The 22,728-nt window shown below is 66.0% G+C and carries 26 protein-coding genes; 16 read left to right on the top strand and 10 right to left on the bottom strand.

What is annotated here, in order from left to right:
- The first annotated feature begins 54 nt into the window (after nt 1–54).
- The 6 genes from AC3FKG_RS02860 (at nt 55) to AC3FKG_RS02835 (ending at nt 5,899) form a co-directional block, all read left to right on the top strand.
- Nucleotides 55–1,170 carry a substrate-binding domain-containing protein gene (locus AC3FKG_RS02860; RefSeq protein ID WP_483709365.1) on the top strand — a complete coding sequence of 372 codons (1,116 nt, stop codon included), beginning with the start codon at nt 55–57 and terminating at the stop codon, nt 1,168–1,170.
- A 44-nt stretch (nt 1,171–1,214) separates the two neighbouring features.
- Nucleotides 1,215–2,237, top strand: coding sequence for an ABC transporter substrate-binding protein (locus AC3FKG_RS02855; protein ID WP_488742364.1), 1,023 nt, complete (start codon nt 1,215–1,217; stop codon nt 2,235–2,237).
- A 73-nt stretch (nt 2,238–2,310) separates the two neighbouring features.
- Nucleotides 2,311–3,129: an ABC transporter permease gene (locus AC3FKG_RS02850; protein WP_483709363.1), complete on the top strand. Its 819-nt coding sequence runs from the start codon at nt 2,311–2,313 to the stop codon at nt 3,127–3,129.
- A 10-nt stretch (nt 3,130–3,139) separates the two neighbouring features.
- Nucleotides 3,140–4,006 carry an ABC transporter permease gene (locus AC3FKG_RS02845; RefSeq protein WP_488742363.1) on the top strand — a complete coding sequence of 289 codons (867 nt, stop codon included), beginning with the start codon at nt 3,140–3,142 and terminating at the stop codon, nt 4,004–4,006.
- On the top strand, nt 3,999–5,060 hold the full coding sequence (locus AC3FKG_RS02840; RefSeq protein WP_488742362.1) for an ABC transporter ATP-binding protein: 1,062 nt from the start codon (nt 3,999–4,001) through the stop codon (nt 5,058–5,060). The genes AC3FKG_RS02845 and AC3FKG_RS02840 overlap by 8 nt, the downstream gene beginning before the upstream one ends.
- Nucleotides 5,057–5,899 (top strand): phosphodiesterase, encoded by an 843-nt coding sequence (locus tag AC3FKG_RS02835; protein WP_483709359.1) that lies wholly within the window; start codon nt 5,057–5,059, stop codon nt 5,897–5,899. Before AC3FKG_RS02840 ends, AC3FKG_RS02835 begins: the two co-directional genes overlap by 4 nt.
- Before the next feature lie 91 nt (nt 5,900–5,990).
- Here AC3FKG_RS02835 and AC3FKG_RS02830 read toward each other — a convergent pair whose 3' ends face one another.
- Together AC3FKG_RS02830 and AC3FKG_RS02825 are read right to left on the bottom strand one after the other, a co-directional pair.
- Complete coding sequence (locus AC3FKG_RS02830; RefSeq protein WP_488742361.1) at nt 5,991–7,985, bottom strand: AI-2E family transporter; 1,995 nt, start codon at nt 7,983–7,985, stop codon at nt 5,991–5,993.
- 168 nt (nt 7,986–8,153) lie between these two features.
- Entirely contained in the window at nt 8,154–9,074 is a 921-nt protein-coding gene (locus AC3FKG_RS02825; RefSeq protein ID WP_483709357.1) for a hypothetical protein, read from the bottom strand.
- A gap of 437 nt (nt 9,075–9,511) precedes the next feature.
- Between AC3FKG_RS02825 and AC3FKG_RS02820 the strand changes: the two genes are divergently transcribed.
- The 6 genes from AC3FKG_RS02820 to AC3FKG_RS02795 all read left to right on the top strand — a co-directional run bounded on the left by AC3FKG_RS02820 (nt 9,512) and on the right by AC3FKG_RS02795 (nt 14,905).
- Nucleotides 9,512–9,895, top strand: a complete 384-nt coding sequence (locus AC3FKG_RS02820) for a lysozyme inhibitor LprI family protein (RefSeq protein ID WP_483709356.1) — start codon at nt 9,512–9,514, stop codon at nt 9,893–9,895.
- A gap of 4 nt (nt 9,896–9,899) precedes the next feature.
- Complete coding sequence (locus AC3FKG_RS02815; protein ID WP_488742360.1) at nt 9,900–10,679, top strand: N-acetylmuramoyl-L-alanine amidase family protein; 780 nt, start codon at nt 9,900–9,902, stop codon at nt 10,677–10,679.
- 159 nt (nt 10,680–10,838) lie between these two features.
- Nucleotides 10,839–11,777 carry a LysR family transcriptional regulator gene (locus AC3FKG_RS02810; RefSeq protein WP_483709354.1) on the top strand — a complete coding sequence of 313 codons (939 nt, stop codon included), beginning with the start codon at nt 10,839–10,841 and terminating at the stop codon, nt 11,775–11,777.
- 70 nt (nt 11,778–11,847) lie between these two features.
- Entirely contained in the window at nt 11,848–12,816 is a 969-nt protein-coding gene (locus AC3FKG_RS02805) for a Bug family tripartite tricarboxylate transporter substrate binding protein (protein WP_488742359.1), read from the top strand.
- A gap of 59 nt (nt 12,817–12,875) precedes the next feature.
- Nucleotides 12,876–14,111: a CaiB/BaiF CoA transferase family protein gene (locus AC3FKG_RS02800; protein WP_483709352.1), complete on the top strand. Its 1,236-nt coding sequence runs from the start codon at nt 12,876–12,878 to the stop codon at nt 14,109–14,111.
- A complete protein-coding gene (locus tag AC3FKG_RS02795) occupies nt 14,108–14,905 on the top strand; it encodes an enoyl-CoA hydratase/isomerase family protein (protein WP_488742358.1) in 798 nt (265 codons plus the stop codon). Before AC3FKG_RS02800 ends, AC3FKG_RS02795 begins: the two co-directional genes overlap by 4 nt.
- A gap of 34 nt (nt 14,906–14,939) precedes the next feature.
- Here the strand turns inward: AC3FKG_RS02795 and AC3FKG_RS02790 are convergent, their stop codons facing one another.
- From AC3FKG_RS02790 to AC3FKG_RS02780, 3 genes are read right to left on the bottom strand one after another with little or no spacing between them, the layout of a single operon-like run.
- A complete protein-coding gene (locus AC3FKG_RS02790) occupies nt 14,940–15,167 on the bottom strand; it encodes a DUF2798 domain-containing protein (protein WP_483709350.1) in 228 nt (75 codons plus the stop codon).
- A 37-nt stretch (nt 15,168–15,204) separates the two neighbouring features.
- Nucleotides 15,205–15,765, bottom strand: a complete 561-nt coding sequence (locus AC3FKG_RS02785; RefSeq protein ID WP_488742357.1) for a flavodoxin family protein — start codon at nt 15,763–15,765, stop codon at nt 15,205–15,207.
- A 44-nt stretch (nt 15,766–15,809) separates the two neighbouring features.
- A complete protein-coding gene (locus tag AC3FKG_RS02780; protein ID WP_488742356.1) occupies nt 15,810–16,304 on the bottom strand; it encodes a DUF2938 domain-containing protein in 495 nt (164 codons plus the stop codon).
- 80 nt (nt 16,305–16,384) lie between these two features.
- Here AC3FKG_RS02780 and AC3FKG_RS02775 point away from each other — a divergent pair, with 80 nt between their 5' ends.
- Nucleotides 16,385–16,804 (top strand): helix-turn-helix domain-containing protein, encoded by a 420-nt coding sequence (locus AC3FKG_RS02775; RefSeq protein ID WP_488742355.1) that lies wholly within the window; start codon nt 16,385–16,387, stop codon nt 16,802–16,804.
- An 88-nt stretch (nt 16,805–16,892) separates the two neighbouring features.
- On the opposite strand, the gene AC3FKG_RS02770 is transcribed toward AC3FKG_RS02775, so the two are convergent.
- A complete protein-coding gene (locus AC3FKG_RS02770; RefSeq protein ID WP_488742354.1) occupies nt 16,893–17,606 on the bottom strand; it encodes a hypothetical protein in 714 nt (237 codons plus the stop codon).
- A gap of 403 nt (nt 17,607–18,009) precedes the next feature.
- Nucleotides 18,010–18,918, bottom strand: coding sequence for a LysR family transcriptional regulator (locus AC3FKG_RS02765; RefSeq protein ID WP_483709343.1), 909 nt, complete (start codon nt 18,916–18,918; stop codon nt 18,010–18,012).
- Nucleotides 18,919–19,182: 264 nt separating this feature from the next.
- On the opposite strand from AC3FKG_RS02765, the gene AC3FKG_RS02760 reads away from it, so the two are divergent.
- Both AC3FKG_RS02760 and AC3FKG_RS02755 read left to right on the top strand, forming a co-directional pair.
- A complete protein-coding gene (locus AC3FKG_RS02760) occupies nt 19,183–19,389 on the top strand; it encodes a hypothetical protein (protein WP_483709341.1) in 207 nt (68 codons plus the stop codon).
- Between the two features lie 199 nt (nt 19,390–19,588).
- On the top strand, nt 19,589–20,140 hold the full coding sequence (locus AC3FKG_RS02755; protein ID WP_483709340.1) for a ferritin-like domain-containing protein: 552 nt from the start codon (nt 19,589–19,591) through the stop codon (nt 20,138–20,140).
- 25 nt (nt 20,141–20,165) lie between these two features.
- On the opposite strand, the gene AC3FKG_RS02750 is transcribed toward AC3FKG_RS02755, so the two are convergent.
- Nucleotides 20,166–21,305 (bottom strand): AI-2E family transporter, encoded by a 1,140-nt coding sequence (locus tag AC3FKG_RS02750; protein WP_488742353.1) that lies wholly within the window; start codon nt 21,303–21,305, stop codon nt 20,166–20,168.
- Between the two features lie 154 nt (nt 21,306–21,459).
- Nucleotides 21,460–21,789 carry a hypothetical protein gene (locus AC3FKG_RS02745; protein ID WP_483709337.1) on the bottom strand — a complete coding sequence of 110 codons (330 nt, stop codon included), beginning with the start codon at nt 21,787–21,789 and terminating at the stop codon, nt 21,460–21,462.
- 181 nt (nt 21,790–21,970) lie between these two features.
- On the opposite strand from AC3FKG_RS02745, the gene AC3FKG_RS02740 reads away from it, so the two are divergent.
- Nucleotides 21,971–22,312 carry a hypothetical protein gene (locus AC3FKG_RS02740; RefSeq protein WP_488742352.1) on the top strand — a complete coding sequence of 114 codons (342 nt, stop codon included), beginning with the start codon at nt 21,971–21,973 and terminating at the stop codon, nt 22,310–22,312.
- Here AC3FKG_RS02740 and AC3FKG_RS02735 read toward each other — a convergent pair.
- Nucleotides 22,290–22,679, bottom strand: coding sequence for a nuclear transport factor 2 family protein (locus AC3FKG_RS02735; protein ID WP_483709333.1), 390 nt, complete (start codon nt 22,677–22,679; stop codon nt 22,290–22,292). The two genes, AC3FKG_RS02740 and AC3FKG_RS02735, sit on opposite strands and share 23 nt — an antisense overlap.
- Nucleotides 22,680–22,728 lie beyond the last annotated feature (49 nt).

The raw sequence follows: 22,728 nt of genomic DNA, 5'->3' as shown, positions 1-22,728 counted from the left end.
GTTTTCATCCGGCCGCGCTGCTGTGGTTGCCGGCAATTCTCGAAACACTCAGCCGTGACGCGAAGACACCTCATCGATGGCAAGCCGGAAGCCAGGCCCGACAGCGGCGGCGCGACGCTGCTGGACGTGGCTCAGGCCGCGCGCGTGTCGCTGGCGACTGCGTCGCGCGTCTTCAGTACGCCCGCCTTGGTGCGCGACAGCACCGCACAGCGTGTGCTCGACGCGGCGCATAAGCTGAGCTTTCGCCCGAACCTGCTCGGCAGCAAGCTGCGCGCCCAGCAGTCCCGGATGATCGGCGTGATGCTGCCGACGATGGACAACGCGGTGTTCGCCGAATGCTGGCGCGGGATCGAGGAGGCGGCGCTCGCCGCCGGCTACTCGCTGATGCTGGTGACGAGCGGCTACGACCCGGCACGCGAGCGCGAGCGCGTGGAGTACCTGCTGCGCCATCGCGTCGACGGCATGGTGCTGACGGTTGCCGATGCCGCCCGCAGCGCGGTGCTGGACCAGCTCGACGCCGAGGGCGTGCCCTATGTGCTTGCGTACAACCAGGCCAGCGTGCGCGGCCGGCGGCATTCCGTTTCCGTGGACAACCGCGGCAGCGCGTGCGCGGGCGTGGAGACGCTGATCGCCGCCGGGCACCGGCGCATCGTCGTGGTCTCGGGCGCGTTCGTCGCCTCGGACCGCGCGCGCCAGCGCTTTGCCGGCTACCAGGACGCGATGCGCGAACACGGCCTCGAACCGGTTCCGGCACTCTGCCTGCCGTCGCACACCGCCAGCAATGCGGCGCAGATCCGCGCGCTGATGGACGCTGACGACGCCCCCACGGCCTTCTTCTGCACCAACGACCTGCTTGCGATCGGCGTGATCGCCGACCTCGGCCGGCTCGGCCTGCGCGTGCCGGCCGACGTGTCCGTGCTCGGCTACGACGGCATCGCGCTCGGCAGCGTGGTCGAGCCGACGCTCGCGACCGTGGTGCAGCCCAACACCGACATCGGCGCCCGGGCCGTGCGCCATCTGCTGGCGCGGCTGCGCGCCGCGCCCGACGACGCGCCGGCGCCCGCGCGCGTGACGCTGCTGCCGCACGCTTTGCGCGTGACCGGCACCATCGCGGCGCCGCCGGAGCGTGCCAATCCGAGTACTCGCGCGCGTGTCCCGCGTATCCCATAACCCAGCGTCTTCACCACCGACAGTTGCCAACCAAGGAGCCTCTCATGCAACCGTTCTCCGCCTGGCGCCGCCCGCTGCGCCGGATCGCCCTGATGTTCGCCGCCGCGGCATTCAGCCACGGAGCCTTCGCGCAGACCGCCATCTGCTACAACTGCCCGCCCGAATGGGCCGACTGGGCCGCGCAGATCCGCGCCATCAAGGAAAAGACCGGCGTTACCGTGCCGCTGGACAACAAGAACTCCGGCCAGTCGCTGGCGCAGCTGGTGACGGAGAAGGCGAGCCCGGTGGCCGACGTGGTCTACTACGGCGTGACCTTCGGCATCCAGGCCAAGAAGGACGGTGTGACCGCACCGTACAAGCCGGCGCACTGGAACGACATCCCCGACGGCCTGAAGGACCCGCAGGGCAACTGGTTCGCGATCCACTCGGGCACGCTCGGCTTCATGGTCAACGTCGACGCGCTGCGCGGCAAGCCGGTGCCGCAGTCGTGGGCCGACCTGCAGAAGCCCGAGTACAAGGGCCTGATCGGCTATCTCGACCCGGCCAGCGCGTTCGTCGGCTACGTCGGCGCGGTCGCCGTCAACCAGGCGCTGGGCGGCACCTTCGACAACTTCGGTCCCGCGTTCAAGTACTTCAAGGATCTGCAGAAGAATCAGCCGATCGTGCCGAAGCAGACCGCCTACGCGCGCGTGCTCTCGGGCGAGATCCCCATCCTGCTCGACTATGACTTCAACGCGTACCGCGCCCGCTACAAGGACCACGCCAACGTGGCCTTCGTGATCCCGAAGGAAGGCACGGTCGTGGTGCCCTATGTGATGAGCCTGGTCAACAAGGCCCCGCATGAGGCCGAGGGCCGCAAGGTGCTGGACTTCGTGCTGTCGGATGCCGGCCAGGCGCTGTGGGCCAATGCCTACCTGCGCCCGGTGCGCAGCAGCGCGGTCTCGAAGGAAGTCCAGGCGCGCTTCCTGCCGGCCTCCGAGTATGCGCGTGCCAAGCCGGTCGACTTCGGCCGCATGGCCGACGTGCAGAAGGCCTTCAGCGAGCAGTACCTGAAGGAAGTGCGCTGAGCACGCGCTGGTAATGGTCGGTCGTCCCCGCGCGCAGCGCGAGCGGGGACGACGCCACGGCAAGGCCCCTCCCATGACAAAGCGAAATCTTCTCCTGTTCGGCTTCGCGCTGCCGGCACTGGTCGTATTCCTTGCGTTCTTCTGCCTGCCGATGGCGCGCCTGGTCGCGGTCAGCGTCGACGGCCCGCAAGGCGCGGGCGTGTACTGGACCGTGCTGACGAGCCCGCGCTATCTGCACAGCCTGATGGTGACCGTGCTGCTGTCCGGCGCCGTCACGCTGGCGACGCTGGTCATTGCCGGCATCGCCGGCACGTTCCTGCAGCGCAACCCCGTGCCGGGCAAGGCAGCGCTGGTCGCGGTGCTGACGTTCCCGCTGGCGTTCCCCGGCGTGGTGATCGGCTTCATGGTCATCATGCTCGGCGGGCGCAACGGCCTCTCGGCGATGGTCGGCGACTGGCTCGCGGGCGAGCGCTGGGCCTTTGCCTACGGGCTTGCCGGCCTCTTCGTCGGCTACCTGTACTTCTCGATTCCGCGCGTGATCCTGACCGTGATGGCGGCGGTGGAGAAGCTCGACACCTCGCTCGAGGAAGCCGCGCGCTCGCTCGGCGCGAGCCCGTGGCGCGTGGTGCGCGACGTGATGCTGCCCGCGCTGATGCCGGCGATGCTCTCCAGCGGCGCGATCTGTTTCGCGACCAGCATGGGCGCGTTCGGCACCGCTTTCACGCTGGCCACGCAGCTCGATGTGCTGCCGCTGACGATCTACAACGAATTCACCAACTACGCCAACTTCGGCATGGCCGCCGCGCTGTCCATCCTGCTGGGCAGCGTGACCTGGGCCCTGCTCGCGGTGGCGCGCTGGTTCTCCGGCGATGCCGTCGCCGCCACCGCGTAGGAGCCTGATCATGTCTAACGTTCGCCCCGGCCTTCGCTACTGGCTGCAGCTCGCGCTGACGCTCGCGGTCTGCCTGTTCATGATCGTGCCGGTCGTGCTCTCCGTGCTGGCCGGCCTCACCAACAATATTTTCGTCGGCATTGCCAGCGGCCTGACCACGCGCTGGCTGGAAGAGGTCTGGTCGCTGTACCGCTATACGATCTTCCTGTCGCTTGGCATCGCGTTCGCCTGCCTGGCCTGCACGCTGGTGCTCGGCGTGCCCGCCGCGTACTACATGGCGCTGCGCCGCAACCGCGTCACGCGCCTGATCGAGGAGCTGCTGATGCTGCCCGTGGCGATCCCGGGCCTGGCCACCGCGCTCGGATTGATCCTGCTCTACGGCCAGTGGCAGGCGCTGCGCACGAGCTGGGTGTTCATCCTGATCGGCCACGTGCTGTTCACGCTGCCGTTCATGGTGCGCGCCGTGCTGGCGATCCTGTCGGCCATCGACATCCGCACGCTCGAGGACGCCGCCGCCAGCCTTGGTGCGAGCCGCATGCAGCGCTTCTTCACGGTGATCCTGCCGAATTGCCGCCAGGGCATCCTGGCCGGCGCGCTGATGGTGGTCACGCTGTCGGTTGGCGAATTCAACCTGACCTGGATGCTGCATACGCCGACCACGCAGACGCTACCCGTGGGACTGGCCGACAGCTATGCGTCGATGCGGCTCGAGATCGGCTCCGCCTACACCATCGTGTTCTTCGTGATGATCATTCCGCTGCTGGTGCTGATGCAGGCGCTGGCCGCCATGGGCGCGCGCGCCCGCAGGCACATCCGCGCCGAGGTGCCGGCCGTGACCGCCGCGCCCGCCACCCCCACCGAGACCCGCCATGCATGAATCCACGACCATTCGCCTGCGCCGCTGCGGCAAGACCTTCGCCGACGGCGCACTGGCGCTGCAGCCGCTGGACCTGGACATCGGCGCCGCCGAGACGCTGGTGCTGCTCGGCCCCTCGGGCTGCGGCAAGACCACTACGCTGCGCATCATCGCGGGACTGGAGTCGCCGGACGCCGGCGGCGAGGTCTGGTTCGGCGACGCCAACGTGACGGCGCTGCCGATCGAGCAGCGCGGCGTCGGCATGGTGTTCCAGAACTATGCGCTGTTTCCCAACATGACGGTCGCCGAGAACATCGGCTACGGCCTGCGCGTGCGCCGCGTGGACGCGGCCACCCAACGCCGGCGCATCGACGACATGCTCGGCATGATGCATCTCGGGCCGTTCGCCGACCGCCGCGTCGACCAGCTTTCGGGCGGCCAGCGCCAGCGCGTGGCGCTGGCACGCGCCATTGCCGTGCAGCCGCGCGTGCTGCTGCTGGACGAGCCGCTGACCGCGCTCGACGCGAAGCTGCGCGATGCGCTGCGCGCCGACATCAACCAGCTGTTGCGCAGCCTTCGCATCACGGCCGTCTACGTGACGCATGACCAGGCCGAGGCGATGGCGCTTGGCGACCGCATCGTCGTCATGGACCGGGGCCGCATCGCGCAGGCCGGCACGCCGCAGGAGATCTACCGCGCGCCGGCCAACGCGTTTGTCGCTGACTTCATCGGCACGATGAACCGCCTTTCCGCCACGGCTGAGCACGGCGGCGCGTGGCGCGTGCCGGGCGGCGTGGTGCCGCGCGACGGCGCGACGGTGGCCAGCCCCCGCGCCGAACTCATGTTCCGGCCCGAGGACGTGGCGCTTGCACCCGCCGGCAATGCGCACTTGCAGGGTGCCGTCGTCACCGCGCTGTTCCTCGGCAACTGCACGCGGCTGCTGGTGGACGTCGGCGCCGGCGCGCCGCTGATCGTCGACACCACGCGGCGCGACGGCTGGCAGGCCGGCGAGCGCATCGGGCTGCGCATCGACACCGCGCACATGATCACACTGGCGGAGGCCGAGGCAGCATGAACACGCCCTATCTTGTCGCGCATGTCACCGATCTGCACATCAAGGCCGGCGGCAAGCTCTCCTACCGGATGGTCGATACCGCCGGCGCGCTGCACCGCTGGATCGACACACTGCTGGCCCTGCCGCAACGCCCGGACCTGGTCATCATCACCGGTGACCTGGTCGACTTCGGCGCCGAGGCCGAGTACCGTTTCCTGCGCGATATCCTGCAGCGCCTGCCGATGCCGTACCGGCTGCTGCCCGGCAATCACGACAGCCGTAGCCAGCTGCGCGCCGTCTTTGCCGATCACGACTACCTGTTCGCCAACGGCGCCGGTGAGGCGCCGGTCCACTATGCCGTCGACGCGGGGCCGCTGCGTCTCGTTGGGTTCGACTGCACGGTGCCCGGAAAGCCGGGTGGACGCGTCGATCCCGCCGCACTCCCATGGCTCCATGCCACGCTCGCCGCGGCGCCGGCCACGCCGACGCTGCTGCTGCTGCACCATCCGCCGTTCCACACGGGCATCGGGCATATGGACGAACAGGGGCTGGACAATGCGGCGGCGCTGGAGGCCGTCGTGCGACAGCACCCGCAGGTCGAGCGCGTACTGTGTGGCCACCTGCATCGCCACATCACACGGCGCTTCGCCGGCACCATCGCGATCACCGCGCCCGGTCCCGCGCATCAGGTGGCGCTGGACCTGGACCCGCAGGCACCGTCGCGCTTCCGGATGGAGCCGCCCGGCTACCTGCTGCACTGGTGGCATCCTCGGCACGGCCTGGTTACACACGCCGCCGCGATCGGCGAATATGGCGCCGCGCATCCGTTCTTCGATGCGCAGGGCAAGCTGATCGATTGAGCGTAGAACGCCTTGCGAGGGACATGTCTTGCGCATCAACTGCGCGCCGCGCGCGCATTGGTGGCATAGCGGCAACGCAATGGAAAAGGCGTTAGCTGGATTGCGGCGCCGTTATCAGTCCTTGCGTCACGGCAGAGTGGGGCAAGTCGGCGCCAGCCGCACTCCCGGCTTCCCCGGCGGCTTCCGCCGCGCGCTCCGAACGGACCAGGGCTATTACCTGGCTGAAGGACGACGCGGCAAAGGCTGTCGTGCCGCGATGCTCCTGGGTGTCCCGCGACATCTCCGACACGAAGCCAAGAATCAGCCTCGCGGCAGGCGCTCGCCGCTGAAGCCGTCGCAGCAGAATACGGAGATAGACGTTCGACTGTCCTGCATCGAGCGACGTGATGCAGATGGTCCCCATTGCCGGCAGATTCTCCGGGGAAAATCCCGTGCGGGAGAACTGTTCATAACTGGCGGCCTCTGCCTGAATACCTGCCCTGGACAGAAGTTGTACGGTGGCCGCCGCGACCAGTTCATCGAGCCCCCCGCGACCGGCAATGCAGAGCACGGGGCCGGCAACCGGCGCGCCCGAAGCGGCCGCCTCGGCGGCGATTCCGGTTGCTTCGCGGGCTGGCGGCAGGCTCGGGACCGGTCCGTCATCATCGCCGGAAATTGGCGTGTCGCTGACCGGCTCATCGATATCTTCGAGCCCATCGATGATATCGAGCAGCGCTTCTCGGATGCGGGCAAGCTGGTCGGGCAGGATAACGCCCCGCATCATGTCGTTGTGTGCGAGCTTCAATCCCTCCAGCATGACAGTGTCGTAGTACTCGGCAAGGGTCATGTCCTTCAACAGGGTTTCGGCCTGTCGCAACGCCTCGTCCGGATCATCCGCAAGGATGCGCTGGTAGAAGTTGGTCGGCGGCGATAGAGGCGGTCGATCCCCCAGCAAGACTTCAAGAAACTCCAGCTTGTCGACATGCCGTCCAAGGATGACCAGGCACAGCGTGAGCGGCGTCGAAAGGATCAGCCCCACCGGTCCCCAGATCCAGCTCCAGAAGATGGCGGCAACCACCACCGCGACGGGAGAAAGCCCCGTGCTGCGGCCGTATAGCAGAGGCTCGATGAGCTGTGCGGTGAGGAGATCCGTAGCGCCGAAAAGGCCAATCGTCCAGAGCAGCATGGTCCAGTCAGGGCCCGTGGCCGCCAGCACGAGTGCGAGCAGAGCCCCGATCCACGTGCCGACATACGGAACGAACCGAAGCAGCGCCGTGATCACGCCGACCAAGATGGCACCCGGCACCCCGATGGTTGCCAGGCCAGCCGAGATGACGATGCCCACGCCGACGTTCACCCCGAGCTGCGTCAGGAAGTAGCGGCTCAAGCGGTGAGCGGCCTCGTTCATGGCCGTCGTGGCACGATGCAGGTCACGAGACCCGAACAGTCGGATCAGCCGGTCGCGCAAGTCTTCGCGCTGCAGGAGAATGAAGATCGCCACCACCAGCACGATGCCTGTGGTCTGGAGCGGGCCGACGATGGGCGAAAGATATTCCCTCATCAGGGCGAGCGGTGATGCCGGGGGCTCCTGGACAGCGACGGGCATCGGTGCCCGCTCTTCCTGTTTGCGGCCTGAGACGGTCGCACTTGGGACGCCCGCGCCGCCGGCTGCATGCGGAGCGTGAACCGGCCGTTTGATGAGGTTTGATGCACTCGCCAGAAGATCATCAAGCCGCCCGACCGTGGCCTGCTGGACGAACTGGACTCTTTTCTCGATCGTAGCCTGGTAACGCGGCAGGTCGGCGGCGAGCTGCGCGACCTGCGCGCCGATCAGTGTCCCGATTCCGCCCATGACTGCCAGCGCCAGCAACACCGCAATGACAACCGAAGGGACTTGTCCAAATCTGAGCCGCGCCAGAATGTCCACCAGCGGCGCGACAAGAAAACTGAGCAGCACCGCGAGCGTAACGGGCATCAACACATCACGGCCAAGATCCAGGGCGCAGATGACCACAACCGCGGTGATGAGCGAGGTCAGCTCCCGCAGGGTAGGAGCGTCCGCGGGCGCCACCTTCGTTGTGGGCCATTCAGGTCGGTTCTTGCCCATCGCGGATACCCTTGCCCGACGCAAGGGATCCTCATTCGAAGGGTTCAAGGCGCCTTGGACTTCTGGCTAATGTGAGAACAGCGCGATCAGGATGATGAGAGGAATCGGTACGCCAAGCAGGAAGAGGAGGATGGAACGCATGATTGTCTCCCGTTGGTTAGATGGAATTCAGAGGTCGCGTTGCCGGCCGCCGATTGTGGCCAAAAGGCTTGCCGCGAACGCGCCCATCAGCAGCGAAACGAAAAGCCAGAGTGATGCGTAGATACCGGCTTTTCTCGCCTTGTCGGCTGCAGCCTTTGCGGCGGCTTTGGCGTCCGCCATTCTTTGCTGAAGCTGCGAATAGGTGGTCGTGACACGGGTCTGCGCGGCGTCCGGCGAGGACCCTGTTCGCCTGGCAACCAGCCGCGCGGCATAGCGAGTGTCCGTGGACGACAACTGGCCGCCCGATGCCAGACTGTTCAGGAATATGCGTACGACTTCTTCCCGGTCTGCAGCCCTTCCTTCGGCGCTGACATTGGGGGTGGCCGCCGCAGCGTCTGGCTCGCGAAACAGGCCATCGACGAGATAGCCCATCGGCCATGTATCGACCGCGGCGGACGCATTCCCACGGTCCTTCATGGTGCCCAGTGCGCTACCCGCTGCACCGGCCGACGCCGCTTGCGCCGTGGTGTGAAAGAGCCCCGACGCGGCAGACGCGATCAGGATCGCCGTGACGAGCGTTGCCGCTGCCCAACTGAGAAAGCCGTGCGCGGTATCCCGGAAAAAGGTCTCGTCCGCATGGATCGTGACCCAGCGCTTTCTCAACCGACCGGCCAGGTAGCCACCAAGTCCGGAAGCCAGGATCTGCGTCACGCAAATCCAGACAACAGCCGCGATGCCGAATCGTGCGGCGCTTTCCCCCCGGGGTGCCCAGGGCGAGATTGCCGACAGGCCAAGCCCGGATCCGAGCATGAGGAGGATGAGGGAAAACGCCGCAGCAGCGACCGCGCCCGCGAGAATCGCCCCCCACGATACTGCGCTGCCAAGTGACGACGCCGAAGGGGGGTCTTCCAGGATAGCGTGGCGCCGCGTGTCTCCGAATTCTTCCATGTGGATCTCCTGTCTACGGGGAAGCGCCGGACGCTTCCGCCGCGGGCATGCTGCCCTCCGTCAGCGACGATGGAAGCACTACTTGTGCCTGGTTTGTCTGCGCAGGCTCTCTATGGTTTCTACAGCCGGCATTTGGGACTTTGCGCCCTCAGCACGGCTGGAATCATTGTGATGGTCAAGTAATTTCGAGAATCAGATGAGGTCTGGCGGGTAAATCTTGCACCTGCGCCCCCGCGCCTTGCTGCACATGCGCCTCAATCGCGCGCCCACAGGAACCGCTGCCAGATGGGCAGGCGGCAGATCCGGTGGCATCTGTTTCGATGCGCACGCTCCCGACAGATGCGGTTGCAAGGTCGGGCGGATACACTGGCGGACGTTGTCCACCCCGCCTGGTGGCCCGTCTGCCGCCAGGCTGTTCCTAACTCGATACCGAGCCCATGAAAGCCATCCTTTCCGCCCTGACCCTTGCCCTGCTGGCCCCCATTGCCGCCCACGCCGCCAACGAATGCGACAAGTACCGCACCAGCTACGACAAGACGTATTGCTTCGCCAAACTGTTCCTCGAATCCGACAAGGAACTGAATACGAGCTACAACGACCTGCGCGGCCTGGTCGGCGATAGCGTGAAGCAGCAGCTGAAGGATACCCAGCTGGAATGGATCAAGTACCGCAACGCTTCCTGCGAAGCGAGCGGCGCCATCGACGTCGATTGCAACTACCGCGTGAACCGCGACCGCGCCGAGTACCTGCGCGACCGCGTGCGCGAATGCAAGGCGGGCACGTGCCGCAACGACATGATCAGCAAGAAGTCCTGGAACTGATCCGATGACGCGGGCGATCTCTCGTGGCCGCCGCGCGATGGTGGCGGGGCTGGTGGCCGGTCTTTCTGCAGTCGCCTGCGCGTCGCAGTCGCCGGCCGGCCCGCGCCCGGTCCGCATCGTCATTGATCCCGGCCACACGCCGTCGCTGGGCGGCGCGCTGGGCGTACGCGGTGTCCATGAGGTGCAATACAACGACCGGCTGGCAGCGCGGCTGGTACAGGCGCTTTCGCTGGCGGGCTTCGATGTGGCCTTGACCCGTGGCCCGACCGAGAACGTGTCGCTGGAAGGGCGGGCGCAGTACGCGAAGGCGCGGCAGGCGGACCTGTTCCTGGCAATCCACCATGACTCGGCGCAGTTGCAGTACCTCGAAAAGGTCAAGGCGGGCGATCTCGACGCGTATCGGACTACGCGGCCCATCGCCGGTTATTCGATCTTCGTGTCGCAACGCAATCCACGCTTCGCGCAAAGCTATGCGTTTGCGCAGATGCTTGGCGAGGAAATGCGCAAGCTGGGGCGCGCGCCAACGCTGCATCATGCGGAGCCCATCGCCGGCGAATCGCGGGAACTGCTGGCGCCGGATCTCGGCATTTACCGCTTCGATGACCTGGTTGTGCTGCGGCAAACCGTGATGCCCGCGGTGCTGCTGGAGGCGGGCGTGATCGTGGATCCGGCTGACGAAGGCTATGTCAGTGATCCGGGAAACCAGGCTCGCATGGTCAATGCGGTGGTTGCCGCGGTGCGGCGGTATGTGGAAGCCGCGAGAGCCGACTACTCGAAGCGGTAGGGGGCGCCGACTGTCGCGGGGCGGGGAAACCCGCAATTGCCGGGCCAGGTCGCGCAGCCGACAATCGGCGGGCACACGAATCTTCCGGGATCCACTGGGGACTCACCGACCCTCATCCGTAGACCGCCCCGTAACGGCGCCACCAGCGCGCAGACCACCGTGACGTCCTCCGCCCCCTCGCGCAATCCCCGCCTTCATTTCGACCTCACCACCATCCAGCTGTTCATCGCCGTGGCCGACCAGGGCAGCATCACGCGCGGCGCGGAGCGCCTGCATCTGGCGGCAGCTGCCGCATCCCGCCGCATCCTCGAACTGGAATCCCAGCTCGGCGTCTCCCTGTTCGAACGCCTGCCGCACGGCATGGCCCTGACCGAAGCCGGCCGCGCGCTGCTGGCCCACGCCCGCGGCATCACCCACACCGTCCAGCGCATGCAGGACGATGCGTCGTCGTTCGTCGGCGGCGATCTCGGCGTGGTGAGGGTGGCGGCGCCGAAGTCGGCCGTGATCCAGTTCCTGCCGTTCGATATCCAGCGCTGCGCCGCCGCCTGCCCCGGTGTCCGCATCGACCTGCAGGAGATGAACAGCCAGGAGGTCCAGCAATGCCTGCGCCGTGGCACGGTGGATATCGGCATCTACGAAAGCAGCCTCGGCGTGATCGACATGCCGACCGAGCCGTACCGCTCCGACCGGCTCGTGCTGGTGGTGGCGCGCGGCCATGCGCTGGCGCGGCGCAAGCAAGTCACGACGGACGATGTGCTGGACTGCGACCTGATCGTGCTCGGCGAGAGTTCGGCGATCTCGATCGGGCTGGAGCGGCTGGCGGAGGAGGCCGGCCGCGTGCTGCGGATGCGCATGCGCGTAGGGGGCTTCGATAGCATCGCCGCGCTGGTCGCCCAGAACCTCGGCGGTGGCGTGATGCCGGAAGCGATCGCGGCCGAGGTGGCTGCCGGCAGCAGGTTCGTGCGGCAGCCCATCGCGGGGCCTTGGGCGGCGCGACAGTTCGTGCTGTGCCACCGGCCCGAAGGCGCGCTCTCGTCGGCCGCGCGGGGCGTGCTGGCGGTGCTTGCGCAAAACGCGAAACCTGAATCGTCCAAATAGCGATAGCCCGCGGCGGCCGCATTGCGCATCATGGGCTCCATAACTACCAGACACAGGACGGAGACACGCAATGCAGCGCAGGCAATTCATTCTCGCGGCTGCGGCCGGATTGGCGGTGCCCGGCCTTGCTCGGGCCGCGGTCGAGGTGCATGGTCCGGTGCGGATCGTGGTCGGCTTTGCACCGGGCGGCGGCACGGACGTGCTGGCGCGCGTGATCGGGCAGAAGCTCGGGGTCATGTGGAACACCAGTGTGCTGGTCGAGAACAAGCCGGGCGCCACCGGCGCGATTGCCGCCGCCTATGTGGCCAAGCAGCCGCCTGACGGCACCACGCTGCTGATGGCCCACGTCAACAGCCATGCCATTGCCCCGGCGCTGCTCGACGTCAAGTACGACCCGCGCACCGATTTCTCGCCGATTTCGATGGTCGGCGTCACGCCCAATATGCTGACCTGCCGTCCCGAGCAGAAGGTGCGCACGGTGGCGGACATCGTGGCGCTGTGCCGCAAGAACCCGGGCAAGATTTCATTCGGCTCCTCGGGCATCGGCTCGGCGCAGCATCTGGCGCTGGAGATGTTCCGGATGCAGGCGAAGCTCGATGTGGTGCACGTGCCGTACAAGGGCTCGGGACCGCTGGTGGCGGACCTGCACGGCGGCCAGATCGACTATGCCTTCGACACCATGACCGCTGCCACGCCGTTTATCCAGCAGGGCAAGGTGATCGCCATTGCGCAGACCCGCCTGAAGCGCGCGGCCAGCCACCCCAATGTGCCGACGCTGGCGGAGTCCGGCTTTCCCGGGCTGGATGCAGCCTCATGGTACGGCCTGGTGGGCCCGAAGGGCATGGCGCCGGCGCTGGTGCAGCGCATGAACGAGGACGTCAACCGCGCACTGGCCATGCCCGATGTGCTTGAACGCCTCAAGAGCTTTGGCGCCGAGGATTCCGGCGGAACCAGCCAGCAATTCGCCGCTTTCATCGCGTCCGAGTCCGCCAAGTGGGCCAGGGTCGTGAAGGACGCCGGCGTCAAGGCAGAGGCCTGATGGCCGCGCGGCGCCGCAACCTCGCACGCCGCTCCAACTATCTCTCCAGGAAGTACCCGATGACAGATTTCAGCGAACCCTGCGGCCAGGCATCCGCACGCCCATTGCCGCTGGCCGGCGTGCGCGTGCTCGACGTCAGCCAGGTCATGGCCGGGCCCTATGCCTGCATGCTGCTGGCCGACCTCGGCGCCGACGTGATCAAGATCGAACCGCCCGAGGGTGGCGACCAGACGCGCGGATCGATGGGGTTCAAGATGAAGGGCCCGGACAGCATGGGCTTCCTCAATATGAACCGCAACAAGCGCAGCGTCACGCTCGATCTCAAGACCGAGTCCGGCCGCGAGGTGCTGTATCGCCTGGCGCAGACGGCCGATATCCTGGTCGAGAACTATCGCCCGGGCGTGATGAAGCGCCTCGGCATCGACTACGAGACGCTCAGCCAGATCAATCCGAAGCTGGTCTACTGCAGTATCTCCGGCTTTGGCCAGAGCGGCCCGTGGGCCGGCCGGCCGGGCTTCGACCTGATGGCGCAGGCCATGTCGGGCGTGATGAGCGTGACCGGCTATCCGGGCGGCGCGCCGGTCAAGGCGGGCGTGCCGGTGGCCGACATCGGCTGCGCGCTGTTCGCGACCTACGGCATGCTGTCCGCGTATATCGGGGCCAAGGCAACGGGCAAGGGGCAGTATGTCGATGCGTCGCTGTTCGATTCCGCACTGGCGTTCTCGATCTGGGACACCTGCGAATACTGGGGCACCGGCCGCGAGCCCGAGCCGCTTGGCACGGCCAACCGCATGAGCGCGCCGTACCAGGCAATGAAGGCCGCCGACGGCTACTTCGTCATGGGCGCGACCAACCAGAAGCTTTGGCAGCTGCTGTGCAAGACCATCGACCGTCCGGATTTGCTCGCCGATGAACGCTTTGCCACCGTGGCGCTGCGGCTTAACAATCGCAAGGCACTGATCGCGGCGCTGGAAGAGAGCTTCGCCGCGCAGGGTAGCGACTACTGGATCGAGCATCTGCTTGAGGTCGGCATCCCGGCGGGGCCGATCCTGACCTATCCGCAGGCCTTCGACAGCGAGCACGGCCGGCACCGCCAGATGCGCATCGAGATCGATCATCCGATCGAGGGCAAGGTGCCGAATATCGGCTTCGCCGTGAAGATGGGCGGCACGCCGCAACAGGTACGGCGCCCGCCGCCGTTGCTGGGCCAGCATACGGCGGAAATCCTGGCCGAGCTTGGCATTTCGCGCGATCAACAGCAGTCGCTGGCGGCGGCCGGCGCGTTCGGCGCATGAGTACCGCACAGTCCGATGAAGGGCAGGTCACGCTCGCGACAAAAGGGCAGGTCGCGACGCTGACCTTCGACCGTCCCGCTGCACGCAACGCGATGACGTGGGCCATGTACGAGCAACTTGCCGCGCACTGCCGCACGCTGTCCGCCGAGGGCAACGCTGGCGCGCGCGTGGTGGTCATGCGCGGCGCGGGCGGCGAAGCCTTTGTCGCGGGCACGGATATCGCCCAGTTCCGGCAGTTCTCCGGCGGTGACGATGGGGTGGGCTACGAAGCGCGCATCGACGCGGGCATCGGGCTGGTGGAGCGATTGCCGATGCCCACCGTGGCAGTCATCGAAGGCTGGGCAGTCGGCGGCGGTCTTGCTATCGCGACCGCATGCGACTTCCGTATCGCTTCACCGAAAGCGCGCTTCGGCGTGCCGATTGCGAAGACGCTCGGCAATACGTTGTCCGCGCAAAATCTCGCCAAGCTGCGTGCGGCATGGGGGCTGCAGCCCGTGCGCCGCATGCTGCTGCTCGCGCAGATACTCGATGCCGATGCGGCGCTGGCGTGCGGCTTTCTGGAAGGCGTATATGCGCCTGAAGCGCTGGACGGCGCGGCCAGGGACCTGTGCGACCGGCTCGCAGCACTGGCGCCGGTCACGCAGCGGGTTGTGAAGGAATCATTGCGGCGCCAGACTGTGGAGGCGCTCGCGGATACCGATGACCTGGTGCGGGAGTGCTATGGCAGCGAAGACTTCCGCGAAGGGGTGGAAGCCTTCGTGGGCAAGCGGCCGCCGCAGTGGAAAGGCAAGTGAACGGTGGGCACGGCTGGTAACAGCCGTTGCATTGCTACTCCTTCACGACGAGGGCTTGCACAGCCCTGCGAGCCACCGGCGTGACCAGCAAAACGGCCGGAAACGCAACGAGCCATGCCGTCAGCCATGCGCTGGCCCACATGCCGGCAAAGTCCGGCACCAGGCCGACGGCGCGATACGTCGAGATGCCGGCAACGATCAGGGACATCAGCCCGGACAGCACCAGGCTGAATAGCGGCGGGCCGTATTTTCTTGGGATCATCGGAGTTCCTCCGTTCATTTGCGCGGCATGCGCCGCTTCAGCGCATGCGGTGCAGCGTCTCGGCGAAGTTCCTGCCGAACATTCTGGCGGTCTTTACATCGCCAGGAGCGAACGCATCCGGCGCGGCCGAGTGCGCGGACTGGGCCATCAGTCCCGACCACGATCCCAGCCGGTTGGCGGCTTCGTCATAGGGAACGCCGGCGTGCTGCTCGGGCAGGATAGGGTTGCCGACCCACAACATCCCGTGCTGCATGGAGAACACGAACATCGACATCAGCGTCGACTGCTTGTCGCCGGCAGGCAGCGACGACACGGTGAAGCCGGCGGCGAGCTTGCCCTTGAGCTGCTGCGTTCGCCACAGGCCCCCGGTGGCATCCATGAAGGTCTTGAAGGGACCGGAGACACCGCCGAGGTAGGTTGGCGTGCCGAGGATATAGGCGTCATACCCGAGCAGTTCCTCCGGAGCTTCGGTGAGGTCCCTGGCCGGGAGCAGCCGAGCCTCGGTATGGGCCACGCCTGCTGCGCCTTCCTGCACACAAGTGGCAATGTGTTTGGTGTGCCCGTTGGCGCTGTGATAGATGATGGCGAGTTTCTTCATGGATCGCTCCAGTTGGCGTTGTGCGGGCTTCGGCAGGCTTGCGCTCATTGCGCGAGACAGGCGACGGCGAGTGCGGCAAGGTACAGGCCGAAGCCAAAGATGGTGTGGTTGGCGAAGCTGCGCAGGCAGTTCCTGAGCGGCGTCGGCGTTCGCGATGCTGCAAAGCCCGATCCCATCGCCGGCTGCATCACGAACAGCGGCGCCGCGACGGTGGCCATGCCCACAAGCACTGCCGGCAGCACCGTAGGGCTTTGCGCCCAGTCCATCCCAAGAATCGCTATGAGCAATCCCGCGAACGCGATGCCGATCGCATAGTGCGTGAACCAGCCCAACGCGCGTTCGCCGAGAATTGGCCGCGCTTGCCCGATGGATGCATGCGCGAAAGTGCCGTGCAACAGGTGCCCGACCCACCGGCCAATGAATGCGAAATTGAGTGTCGGCACGCCTATGCGCTTGAGGAGCGTCAGCCAGACGTCCATGAAAGCGGTGGCGCCGATCCCGATGGCAATGATCGTTGCGATTTCTGGCAGGCGTGTCATGAGAGCCCCTTGCGGTTGACTTGCGGAAACGATGTGGCCACTATAGAAGTTGAAGTCAACTTCAAGTCAAGGGCCGTCTCATGGATATCTCCGAAGTCGCAAAGCTCACCGGTGTGCCGGCGTCGACACTGCGCTACTACGAGAAGAAGGGGCTCATCGTGTCGCTGGGGCCGCAAGGTGCGCGGCGCAGGTTTGCCGACGGCGTGGTGGATCAGCTGGCCTTGATTTCTCTTGGGCAGACGGCGGGGCTCTCGCTGGACGAGATCCGCTCCATGTTCTCGCCCGATGGCCAGCCGCACATCGACCGGCAGTTGCTGCGGGACAAGGCCGACGAGATCGACGCGCTGATCAGGCGGCTGCGGGCAATGAGCCACGGGCTGCGGCACGCGGCGGAGTGCCCGGCACCGAGCCATGCGGAGTGTCCGACGTTCCGCAAGCTGGTCAAGGCTGCGGGGTCGGGTGCGATCGAAAGAAGCCTGAAAAAGGCGGGGCCGAAGTAGCGGGGCACGTATCGCCTGGATGGCCTCACGTCGGCGCAATGCCCTGAAGAGGAACGAAAAGAGGCGATCTTCCGTTCCTCCTGCGGCGTTACCGCTTGCCCATCTGCGTCATGAAATAGCCGCCGTTGCCAGCACTGGCGACCATGGCGAGGTTTCGGCTGTACAGCGTGCTCGAAGTGACAACGCGACTTCCATCAGACGGCACGAAGCGGATTGCGGCATAGCCCAGGTGCGGGATGCCGACCGACATGTCGCAGCCGGTGCTGGCGGGCTGCGTCGGCACGGTCGCGGTCATGTTGAGACGGTAAAGGTTCTTCCTGGAACCGGCTTCGGCAAGTACCGCGGTCCCGGTCAGCGCACAGATCCGGGTGCCGTTCGTGTAGGTGCCGCTGACATTGCCTTGTTCGTCGACCGACATCTCGAAGCCGTCCCGCTTCCAGCTTCCCTGGATGCTCGCCTGATCCACCGCCAGCGCGTTTGCCGGGTCGTAGACGGCGCCGATCTTCGTCGGCGTGCCCGAGCCGTCCTTCAGATAGCTGCCGTCCAGCCTGCTGCCCAGCGTGATCGTGCCTGATCCGGTCACACTCTTTGGGACCAGGTACTCGAAGATGGTATCCGGCGAGAAAGTCCAGTCCGACCCTGAGAACTGGAAGCCTCCGCTTACTACGCCGATCAGTTCAGCCCTGGCAAAGCGTCCTGTACTGTCGACGAATGTCGCGATCCCGTACTCCGACCAGATACCCTCGCTGCCATTGCCGACCTTGGCCGTAGAGCCGGGCTGCGGATTGGAAAGGTCGGGCAAGGCTTCGCCTGTTCGCGGCGGAGTCGTCGAAGGATCGGGCGATGGCGCGGGTGAGGGGGATGGCGCCGGGGACGGAGAAGGCGAGGGCGCAGGCAAAGGTGCCGGGGTTGGCGCCGTGCCCCCGCTACCCCCGCTCCCCCCGCTATCGCCGCCGTCTCCGCCTCCGCACGCGCTCAGCAACGCGCACGCCGCAAGCGCGGCAATGGCGATCTGTGATGGAATGGCTCGCATCGAATTCTCCTGGTTGGGTGGTCTTGGTAAAGCCGACCGATCCTAGGGAGAGGGCTGCAAGCAAACTTGATTTCAGATCAACGGACTAGTGGTTTAGGAGAATTCCGATGGTTTAGGACGCGCCGGTATCGCTCGCGCACAACAGGCTTGCGATGGCGCGAGGGAAAGGGAATCAGTCCGTACCCGTGCCGCCTCCCGGCTCCAGCAGATGCCGCACCAGCAACTGCGCGGCCACGGGTAGTGCCTCCATGCTGCGCACGGCCAGCAGGAACTCGCGCATGGCCAGCGCATCGGCGATCGGCACGATGCAAAGCGGCATGGTCGCACGGTTACGTTCGGCGATCGCCTCCGGCAGGATGCCGATGCCAAGCCCGGCGCTGACCATCACGCACAAGGCGTCGAAGCTTGTCACGCGGATGCGCAGTTTCAGGGGGCAGTGCAGGTCCTGTGCGGCGCGCAACAGGGCGACATCGATGGCGCTGCCGGTGTGCATGCTGACCAGCTCATGCTTGAGCAGGTCGCGCAGCGTGACATGCGGTCGATCGCACAGGGCATGTCCTCCCGGCGTAATCACGACGAGGCGGTCCCGGCGGAAAGGAAAGGTCTCCAGTCCCGGCACGGGCAGGATCGGCACATAGATGCCGATATCTGCCGCATTCTCCGCAATGGCTTTTGGCACTTGCGAACTGGTCCTCTCTTCAAGCTCTAGCTGGACGGTAGGGTATTGCGAGGAGAACGATTGCAGCGGCTGCGCCAGGAACTGCAGGATCGCCGACAGGCTCGAGCAGATACGGACCACGCCCCGCACGCCGGCCGCAAAGCTCTGCATCTGCGCCCACACCTGATCGAGCTCATGCAATGCACTGCGCGCCAGCGTCAGTAGTGCATGGCCGGCGGGCGTCGCTTCCACGCCCTTGTTGGTGCGCACGAGCAACTGGGTCCGCAACTGGCTTTCCAGCTCGCTGAGGCGCTTGCTGACGGCAGCGGCCGAGATGTGTTCGCGCTCGGCCGCCGCGGCAATCGTTCCCTTTTCCACCACATGGATGAAGAGTTGCAGGGAAAGCGGGTCAAGTTGGCTCATGTCGTCCGCGGCACTCGTCCGTGGCGCCTGGTCTTGCCTTGAATTTTCGTTATGGCGGCATCGCCAATCATTGCTTTGCGCAGGCGCCTTCCCTTACCAGAATAGCAACCTGTCCGGACGGCGCTGTCTGGGCGACACGGCCCGAGGCGTGTCGATGCGCCGCCGCGGTTGCCGGTGCGCGAAAGCGGCCGACGCAGCGAGAAGATCGAGGCTCAGGCCGCACACCCCCAGTGGTGCAGGCCAGGATGCAGAATCGGAGACAAGATGCTCACTCACCACGAAGTTTCGGCGTTGATTCTTGTGCGGAACGCGCCATACCAAGCGACCAGCACGCTGGAACTCGAAGAGCTCGCGAGCAAGGGCATGATCCAGTGGGAAGAGCGCGGCATCAGGCGGCCGCGGCCGTGCCTCACGGCGCTGGGCGAGAAGTTCTACACCAACGTAGTCGAGCGGATGCGCGTGGCGGCATAAGGCACGCGCGACGGTTTGCAATTTCTCGTCACCCCTTCCCGTCGCGTACCGTGCATTTTTTGCACGCAGCAATGCCGTGTTGCCGCTACGACGTTGATGAACCAGCGGCGCCCGCTTGGCATGTTTTTCGCGTCACACTCCCATTCATCCCACCCCGGACTGCGCGTCCCCCTGCGCGCCATCCGTACAGGAGCCCGTGATGACGACAACAACACCCTTCCTCACAGACGTCAAGACCCTGCGCGAGCGAGCGCGCAAGCATATCGACGATGGCGCGGTGACGGCCGGCTATGCGGCGGATCGCGACACTGTGCTGAAGCTGCTCAATGACGCGCTGGCCACCGAGCTGGTCTGCGTGCTGCGCTATCGGCGCCACTACTTCATGGCCAAGGGTCCGAACTCGAAGAGTGTCGCCGATGAATTCCTCGCGCACTCGAATGAAGAGCAGGGCCATGCCGACCAGATTGCCGAGCGCATCGTGCAGCTCGGCGGCGAGCCCGATTTCGCGCCCAACGGGCTGACCAGCCGTTCCCACGCCGAGTATGTCGAAGGCAAGACGCTGACCGACATGATCCGCGAAGACCTGGTGGCCGAGCGCATTGCGATCGACAGCTATCGCGAGATCGTCAAGTTCCTCGGCGATCGCGATCCGACCTCGCGCCGCATGATGGAAGAGATCCTTGCCGTGGAGGAAGAGCACGCCGACGACATGGCGGACCTGCTGGCACGCCAGGGCGGGGAACAACGCTGATGCGGCCGCCGGGCGGCGGCCGGCTTCAGCTCACGCGCGGAGGCGCTGGCGACAGCGTCTCGGCCGGCTGGGGCTGCACGCCTTCGACCGGCGCCGCGGCAGGCTCGTCGACCCACAGCCAGAACAGGCGGTAGCCGACCGACAGCATCACCGGCCCGATGAACAGCCCGATGATGCCGCCGCTGATCATGCCGCCGAGCGCGCCGATCAGCACCACCGGCATCGGCACGTCGACGCCGCGCCCCAGCAGTAGCGGCTTGAGCACGTTGTCGGCAAGACCGGCCACGAACACATAGACGGCGAAGACGATCGTCGTGACGCTGGCGCCTTCCGTGACGAAGACGTAGACAATGACCGGTATCGTGATCAGCGTCGCGGGCAGCTGCATGATGCCCAGCAGCAGCACGGCCAGCGCCAGCAGGCCGGCGCCGGGAATGCCCTTCATGATGAACGCGACGCCGATCAGCAGCATCTGGATGAAGGCGATGCCCACCACGCCCTGCGCCACGGCGCGAATGGTCGCGGTGCACAGCTCCACGATGCGCAGGCCACGGTCCGGCCCGACAATGCGCGACGCAATCCGCTGCGCGCTGCGCGTGCCCATTTCGCCATACGCCATGATGATGCCGGCGATGATCAACGCAAACACGAAGACAAGCAGCCCCGTGCCGACGCCCGCGAGCTTGCCCAGCATCAGGACGCTGAACTCCTTCAGTTGGGGCGCGACTTTCATCAGCAGGCCACTCAGGTCGTTGGCGGCCTGTTGCCAGAATTCGTAAAGCTGCTGGCCTATCAGCGGCCACTGGGATACCGCGTCGGACGGCGGTGGGATGCGCAGGTTTCCGCCCTTGACGATCTCGATCGCGCGCTCCACGGACTCGAACACGGCGAGACCCAGCAGGTACGCCGGCACCAGGATGATCAGGATCGACAGCACGATGATCAGCGTGGCGATGTGCCCCTCGCTGAGACCCATGCGCCCGCGCAGCCGCACCTGCAGCGGATAGATCGTGACGGCCAGGATCAGCGCCCAGACCACCAGGTCGAAGAACGGGTGGAAGATCTCGAAGCAGAAGATCACCAGCGTGGCGATCAGCCCCGCGCGAATCAGGACGTCCAGCAACCCGCGGGACAGCGCCCGCTCGGAAATGGATGTTTGCAGCATCGCTTGTCTCCTGGCAGGGCGCGGCCGGACGCCAGTCCTATGACGGAACGCTGGCTGTGCGACGGCCGCGGAAGGTGCACGGCGCAGAACGCCGGAGTTCAGTCTAGGTCAGCCCGAGTGCCGGATCAAGCTCAAAGACCCGGTGGCGGGACGGCTATTTGTCCGACGCCGCGTCCACCAGCGCGTCCGGCTGCGGCGGCGGCAGCATCAGCGCCAGCGCGGGATTGAGCGCCAGCCAGGGCTGCCATGTCGCGCGCACCATGTCGGCCCACCACTGCATGACATCTTCGAAGGGCAGCGGCGGGGACTGCGCCAGCCAGTGCTCCATGGCGGCGAACGAGGGCGTAGCGCGGATCAGTACGGAAATGACATCGGTATTCTCTTCGGGCAGCCTGTGCCGCATGAGTTCGATATCCATCGTCGGAAGATGTGCGGTGATGCTGGCTTCGGGCATGGTCGGCAACTCCAGTTGGAAGAGAGGCATTGCCCCATTCTTGACGAGGAATGTGTCAACAGCAAGCGGGCGTCGTCAGGCCATTGCAAATCATCGCGCAGCGGTTATGCACGACATCGACAGCGCGTGGCCGAGGCCACTCAGTAAATTGACGGGCCAGGAGAACAGGAGCACCCTGTTGGTATCGTCCTACCATGCAGCGGAGGCCGCCATGCCCACCGACGAATTCAAACCGTTCAAGGCAAACCTGGCAATGCTGCTGCGCGACATGCCAGCGGGAACCACCGCGGACTTCTCCGACGTGGCCGTCGCCTATTGGAACGGCACCAGCGTGGCGGGCTTCTACTTGCGCGACGGCGGGCGGCTCGACGAGGAATTCGAGTTCGACGAAAACGCCTGGGAGAACTGGCGCGATGAACTCGGCGCGTGGCTGGCCGCGCCACATTTCAGCGAACGCGCCGAACTCAAGGCCCGTCTGGCGCGGCCCGAGGCGCGCGCCACCGGCACGCGCCTGGCGACAGTCGCGTGGCTTACGCCGGCGTCGCCGCGCTGAACGTCTTGTTGGCGATACCCCATACGCCATCGATCTCCAGCAGCGTGAAATAGTCGGTGAAGGTCACGCCCGGATACTGCAGCACCACCTTGGCCGTGCCGGCGTTGCCGGTTACATCGAACTGCGTGATGAAGCGCTTGCGCTGCGCCTCGTCCGCGGCGGGCTCGCCCTGGAATCTGGCGGCGATAAACTCCTCGACGCTCAGGCTGTAATACACACCGTCACGGAACGACTGGATGCGCGCATCGGCGTGGAACGCCTTGCGGATGTACTCGCCCTTGCCGGTCGCATGGCCTTTCAGGTAGTTCTCAACTGGCTCCAGTGCGGCAACGTGCTGGGTGGTCGGGCTGGTTTGGTGCGATGTCATGGTCTCTTCCTGTCCGGGCATGGTTCAAGAAGAGATATTGTATTCCATA

It is taken from the genome of Cupriavidus sp. 22TCCZM04-2, from assembly GCF_057798895.1.
The sequence above is the reverse complement of the archived record's forward strand: the minus strand, read 5'-3'. Positions and strand labels throughout refer to the sequence as shown.

Bases quoted from the DNA above. Each gene is read 5' to 3' on its own strand.
- AC3FKG_RS02855 (WP_488742364.1), top strand. From the start codon at position 1,215: ATGCAACCGTTCTCCGCCTGGCGCCGCCCGCTGCGCCGGATCGCCCTG.
- AC3FKG_RS02850 (WP_483709363.1), top strand. From the start codon at position 2,311: ATGACAAAGCGAAATCTTCTCCTGTTCGGCTTCGCGCTGCCGGCACTG.
- AC3FKG_RS02845 (WP_488742363.1), top strand. From the start codon at position 3,140: ATGTCTAACGTTCGCCCCGGCCTTCGCTACTGGCTGCAGCTCGCGCTG.
- AC3FKG_RS02840 (WP_488742362.1), top strand. From the start codon at position 3,999: ATGCATGAATCCACGACCATTCGCCTGCGCCGCTGCGGCAAGACCTTC.
- AC3FKG_RS02835 (WP_483709359.1), top strand. From the start codon at position 5,057: ATGAACACGCCCTATCTTGTCGCGCATGTCACCGATCTGCACATCAAG.
- AC3FKG_RS02830 (WP_488742361.1), bottom strand. From the start codon at position 7,985: ATGGGCAAGAACCGACCTGAATGGCCCACAACGAAGGTGGCGCCCGCG.
- AC3FKG_RS02825 (WP_483709357.1), bottom strand. From the start codon at position 9,074: ATGGAAGAATTCGGAGACACGCGGCGCCACGCTATCCTGGAAGACCCC.
- AC3FKG_RS02820 (WP_483709356.1), top strand. From the start codon at position 9,512: ATGAAAGCCATCCTTTCCGCCCTGACCCTTGCCCTGCTGGCCCCCATT.
- AC3FKG_RS02815 (WP_488742360.1), top strand. From the start codon at position 9,900: ATGACGCGGGCGATCTCTCGTGGCCGCCGCGCGATGGTGGCGGGGCTG.
- AC3FKG_RS02805 (WP_488742359.1), top strand. From the start codon at position 11,848: ATGCAGCGCAGGCAATTCATTCTCGCGGCTGCGGCCGGATTGGCGGTG.
- AC3FKG_RS02800 (WP_483709352.1), top strand. From the start codon at position 12,876: ATGACAGATTTCAGCGAACCCTGCGGCCAGGCATCCGCACGCCCATTG.
- AC3FKG_RS02795 (WP_488742358.1), top strand. From the start codon at position 14,108: ATGAGTACCGCACAGTCCGATGAAGGGCAGGTCACGCTCGCGACAAAA.
- AC3FKG_RS02790 (WP_483709350.1), bottom strand. From the start codon at position 15,167: ATGATCCCAAGAAAATACGGCCCGCCGCTATTCAGCCTGGTGCTGTCC.
- AC3FKG_RS02785 (WP_488742357.1), bottom strand. From the start codon at position 15,765: ATGAAGAAACTCGCCATCATCTATCACAGCGCCAACGGGCACACCAAA.
- AC3FKG_RS02780 (WP_488742356.1), bottom strand. From the start codon at position 16,304: ATGACACGCCTGCCAGAAATCGCAACGATCATTGCCATCGGGATCGGC.
- AC3FKG_RS02775 (WP_488742355.1), top strand. From the start codon at position 16,385: ATGGATATCTCCGAAGTCGCAAAGCTCACCGGTGTGCCGGCGTCGACA.
- AC3FKG_RS02765 (WP_483709343.1), bottom strand. From the start codon at position 18,918: ATGAGCCAACTTGACCCGCTTTCCCTGCAACTCTTCATCCATGTGGTG.
- AC3FKG_RS02760 (WP_483709341.1), top strand. From the start codon at position 19,183: ATGCTCACTCACCACGAAGTTTCGGCGTTGATTCTTGTGCGGAACGCG.
- AC3FKG_RS02755 (WP_483709340.1), top strand. From the start codon at position 19,589: ATGACGACAACAACACCCTTCCTCACAGACGTCAAGACCCTGCGCGAG.
- AC3FKG_RS02750 (WP_488742353.1), bottom strand. From the start codon at position 21,305: ATGCTGCAAACATCCATTTCCGAGCGGGCGCTGTCCCGCGGGTTGCTG.
- AC3FKG_RS02745 (WP_483709337.1), bottom strand. From the start codon at position 21,789: ATGCCTCTCTTCCAACTGGAGTTGCCGACCATGCCCGAAGCCAGCATC.
- AC3FKG_RS02740 (WP_488742352.1), top strand. From the start codon at position 21,971: ATGCCCACCGACGAATTCAAACCGTTCAAGGCAAACCTGGCAATGCTG.
- AC3FKG_RS02735 (WP_483709333.1), bottom strand. From the start codon at position 22,679: ATGACATCGCACCAAACCAGCCCGACCACCCAGCACGTTGCCGCACTG.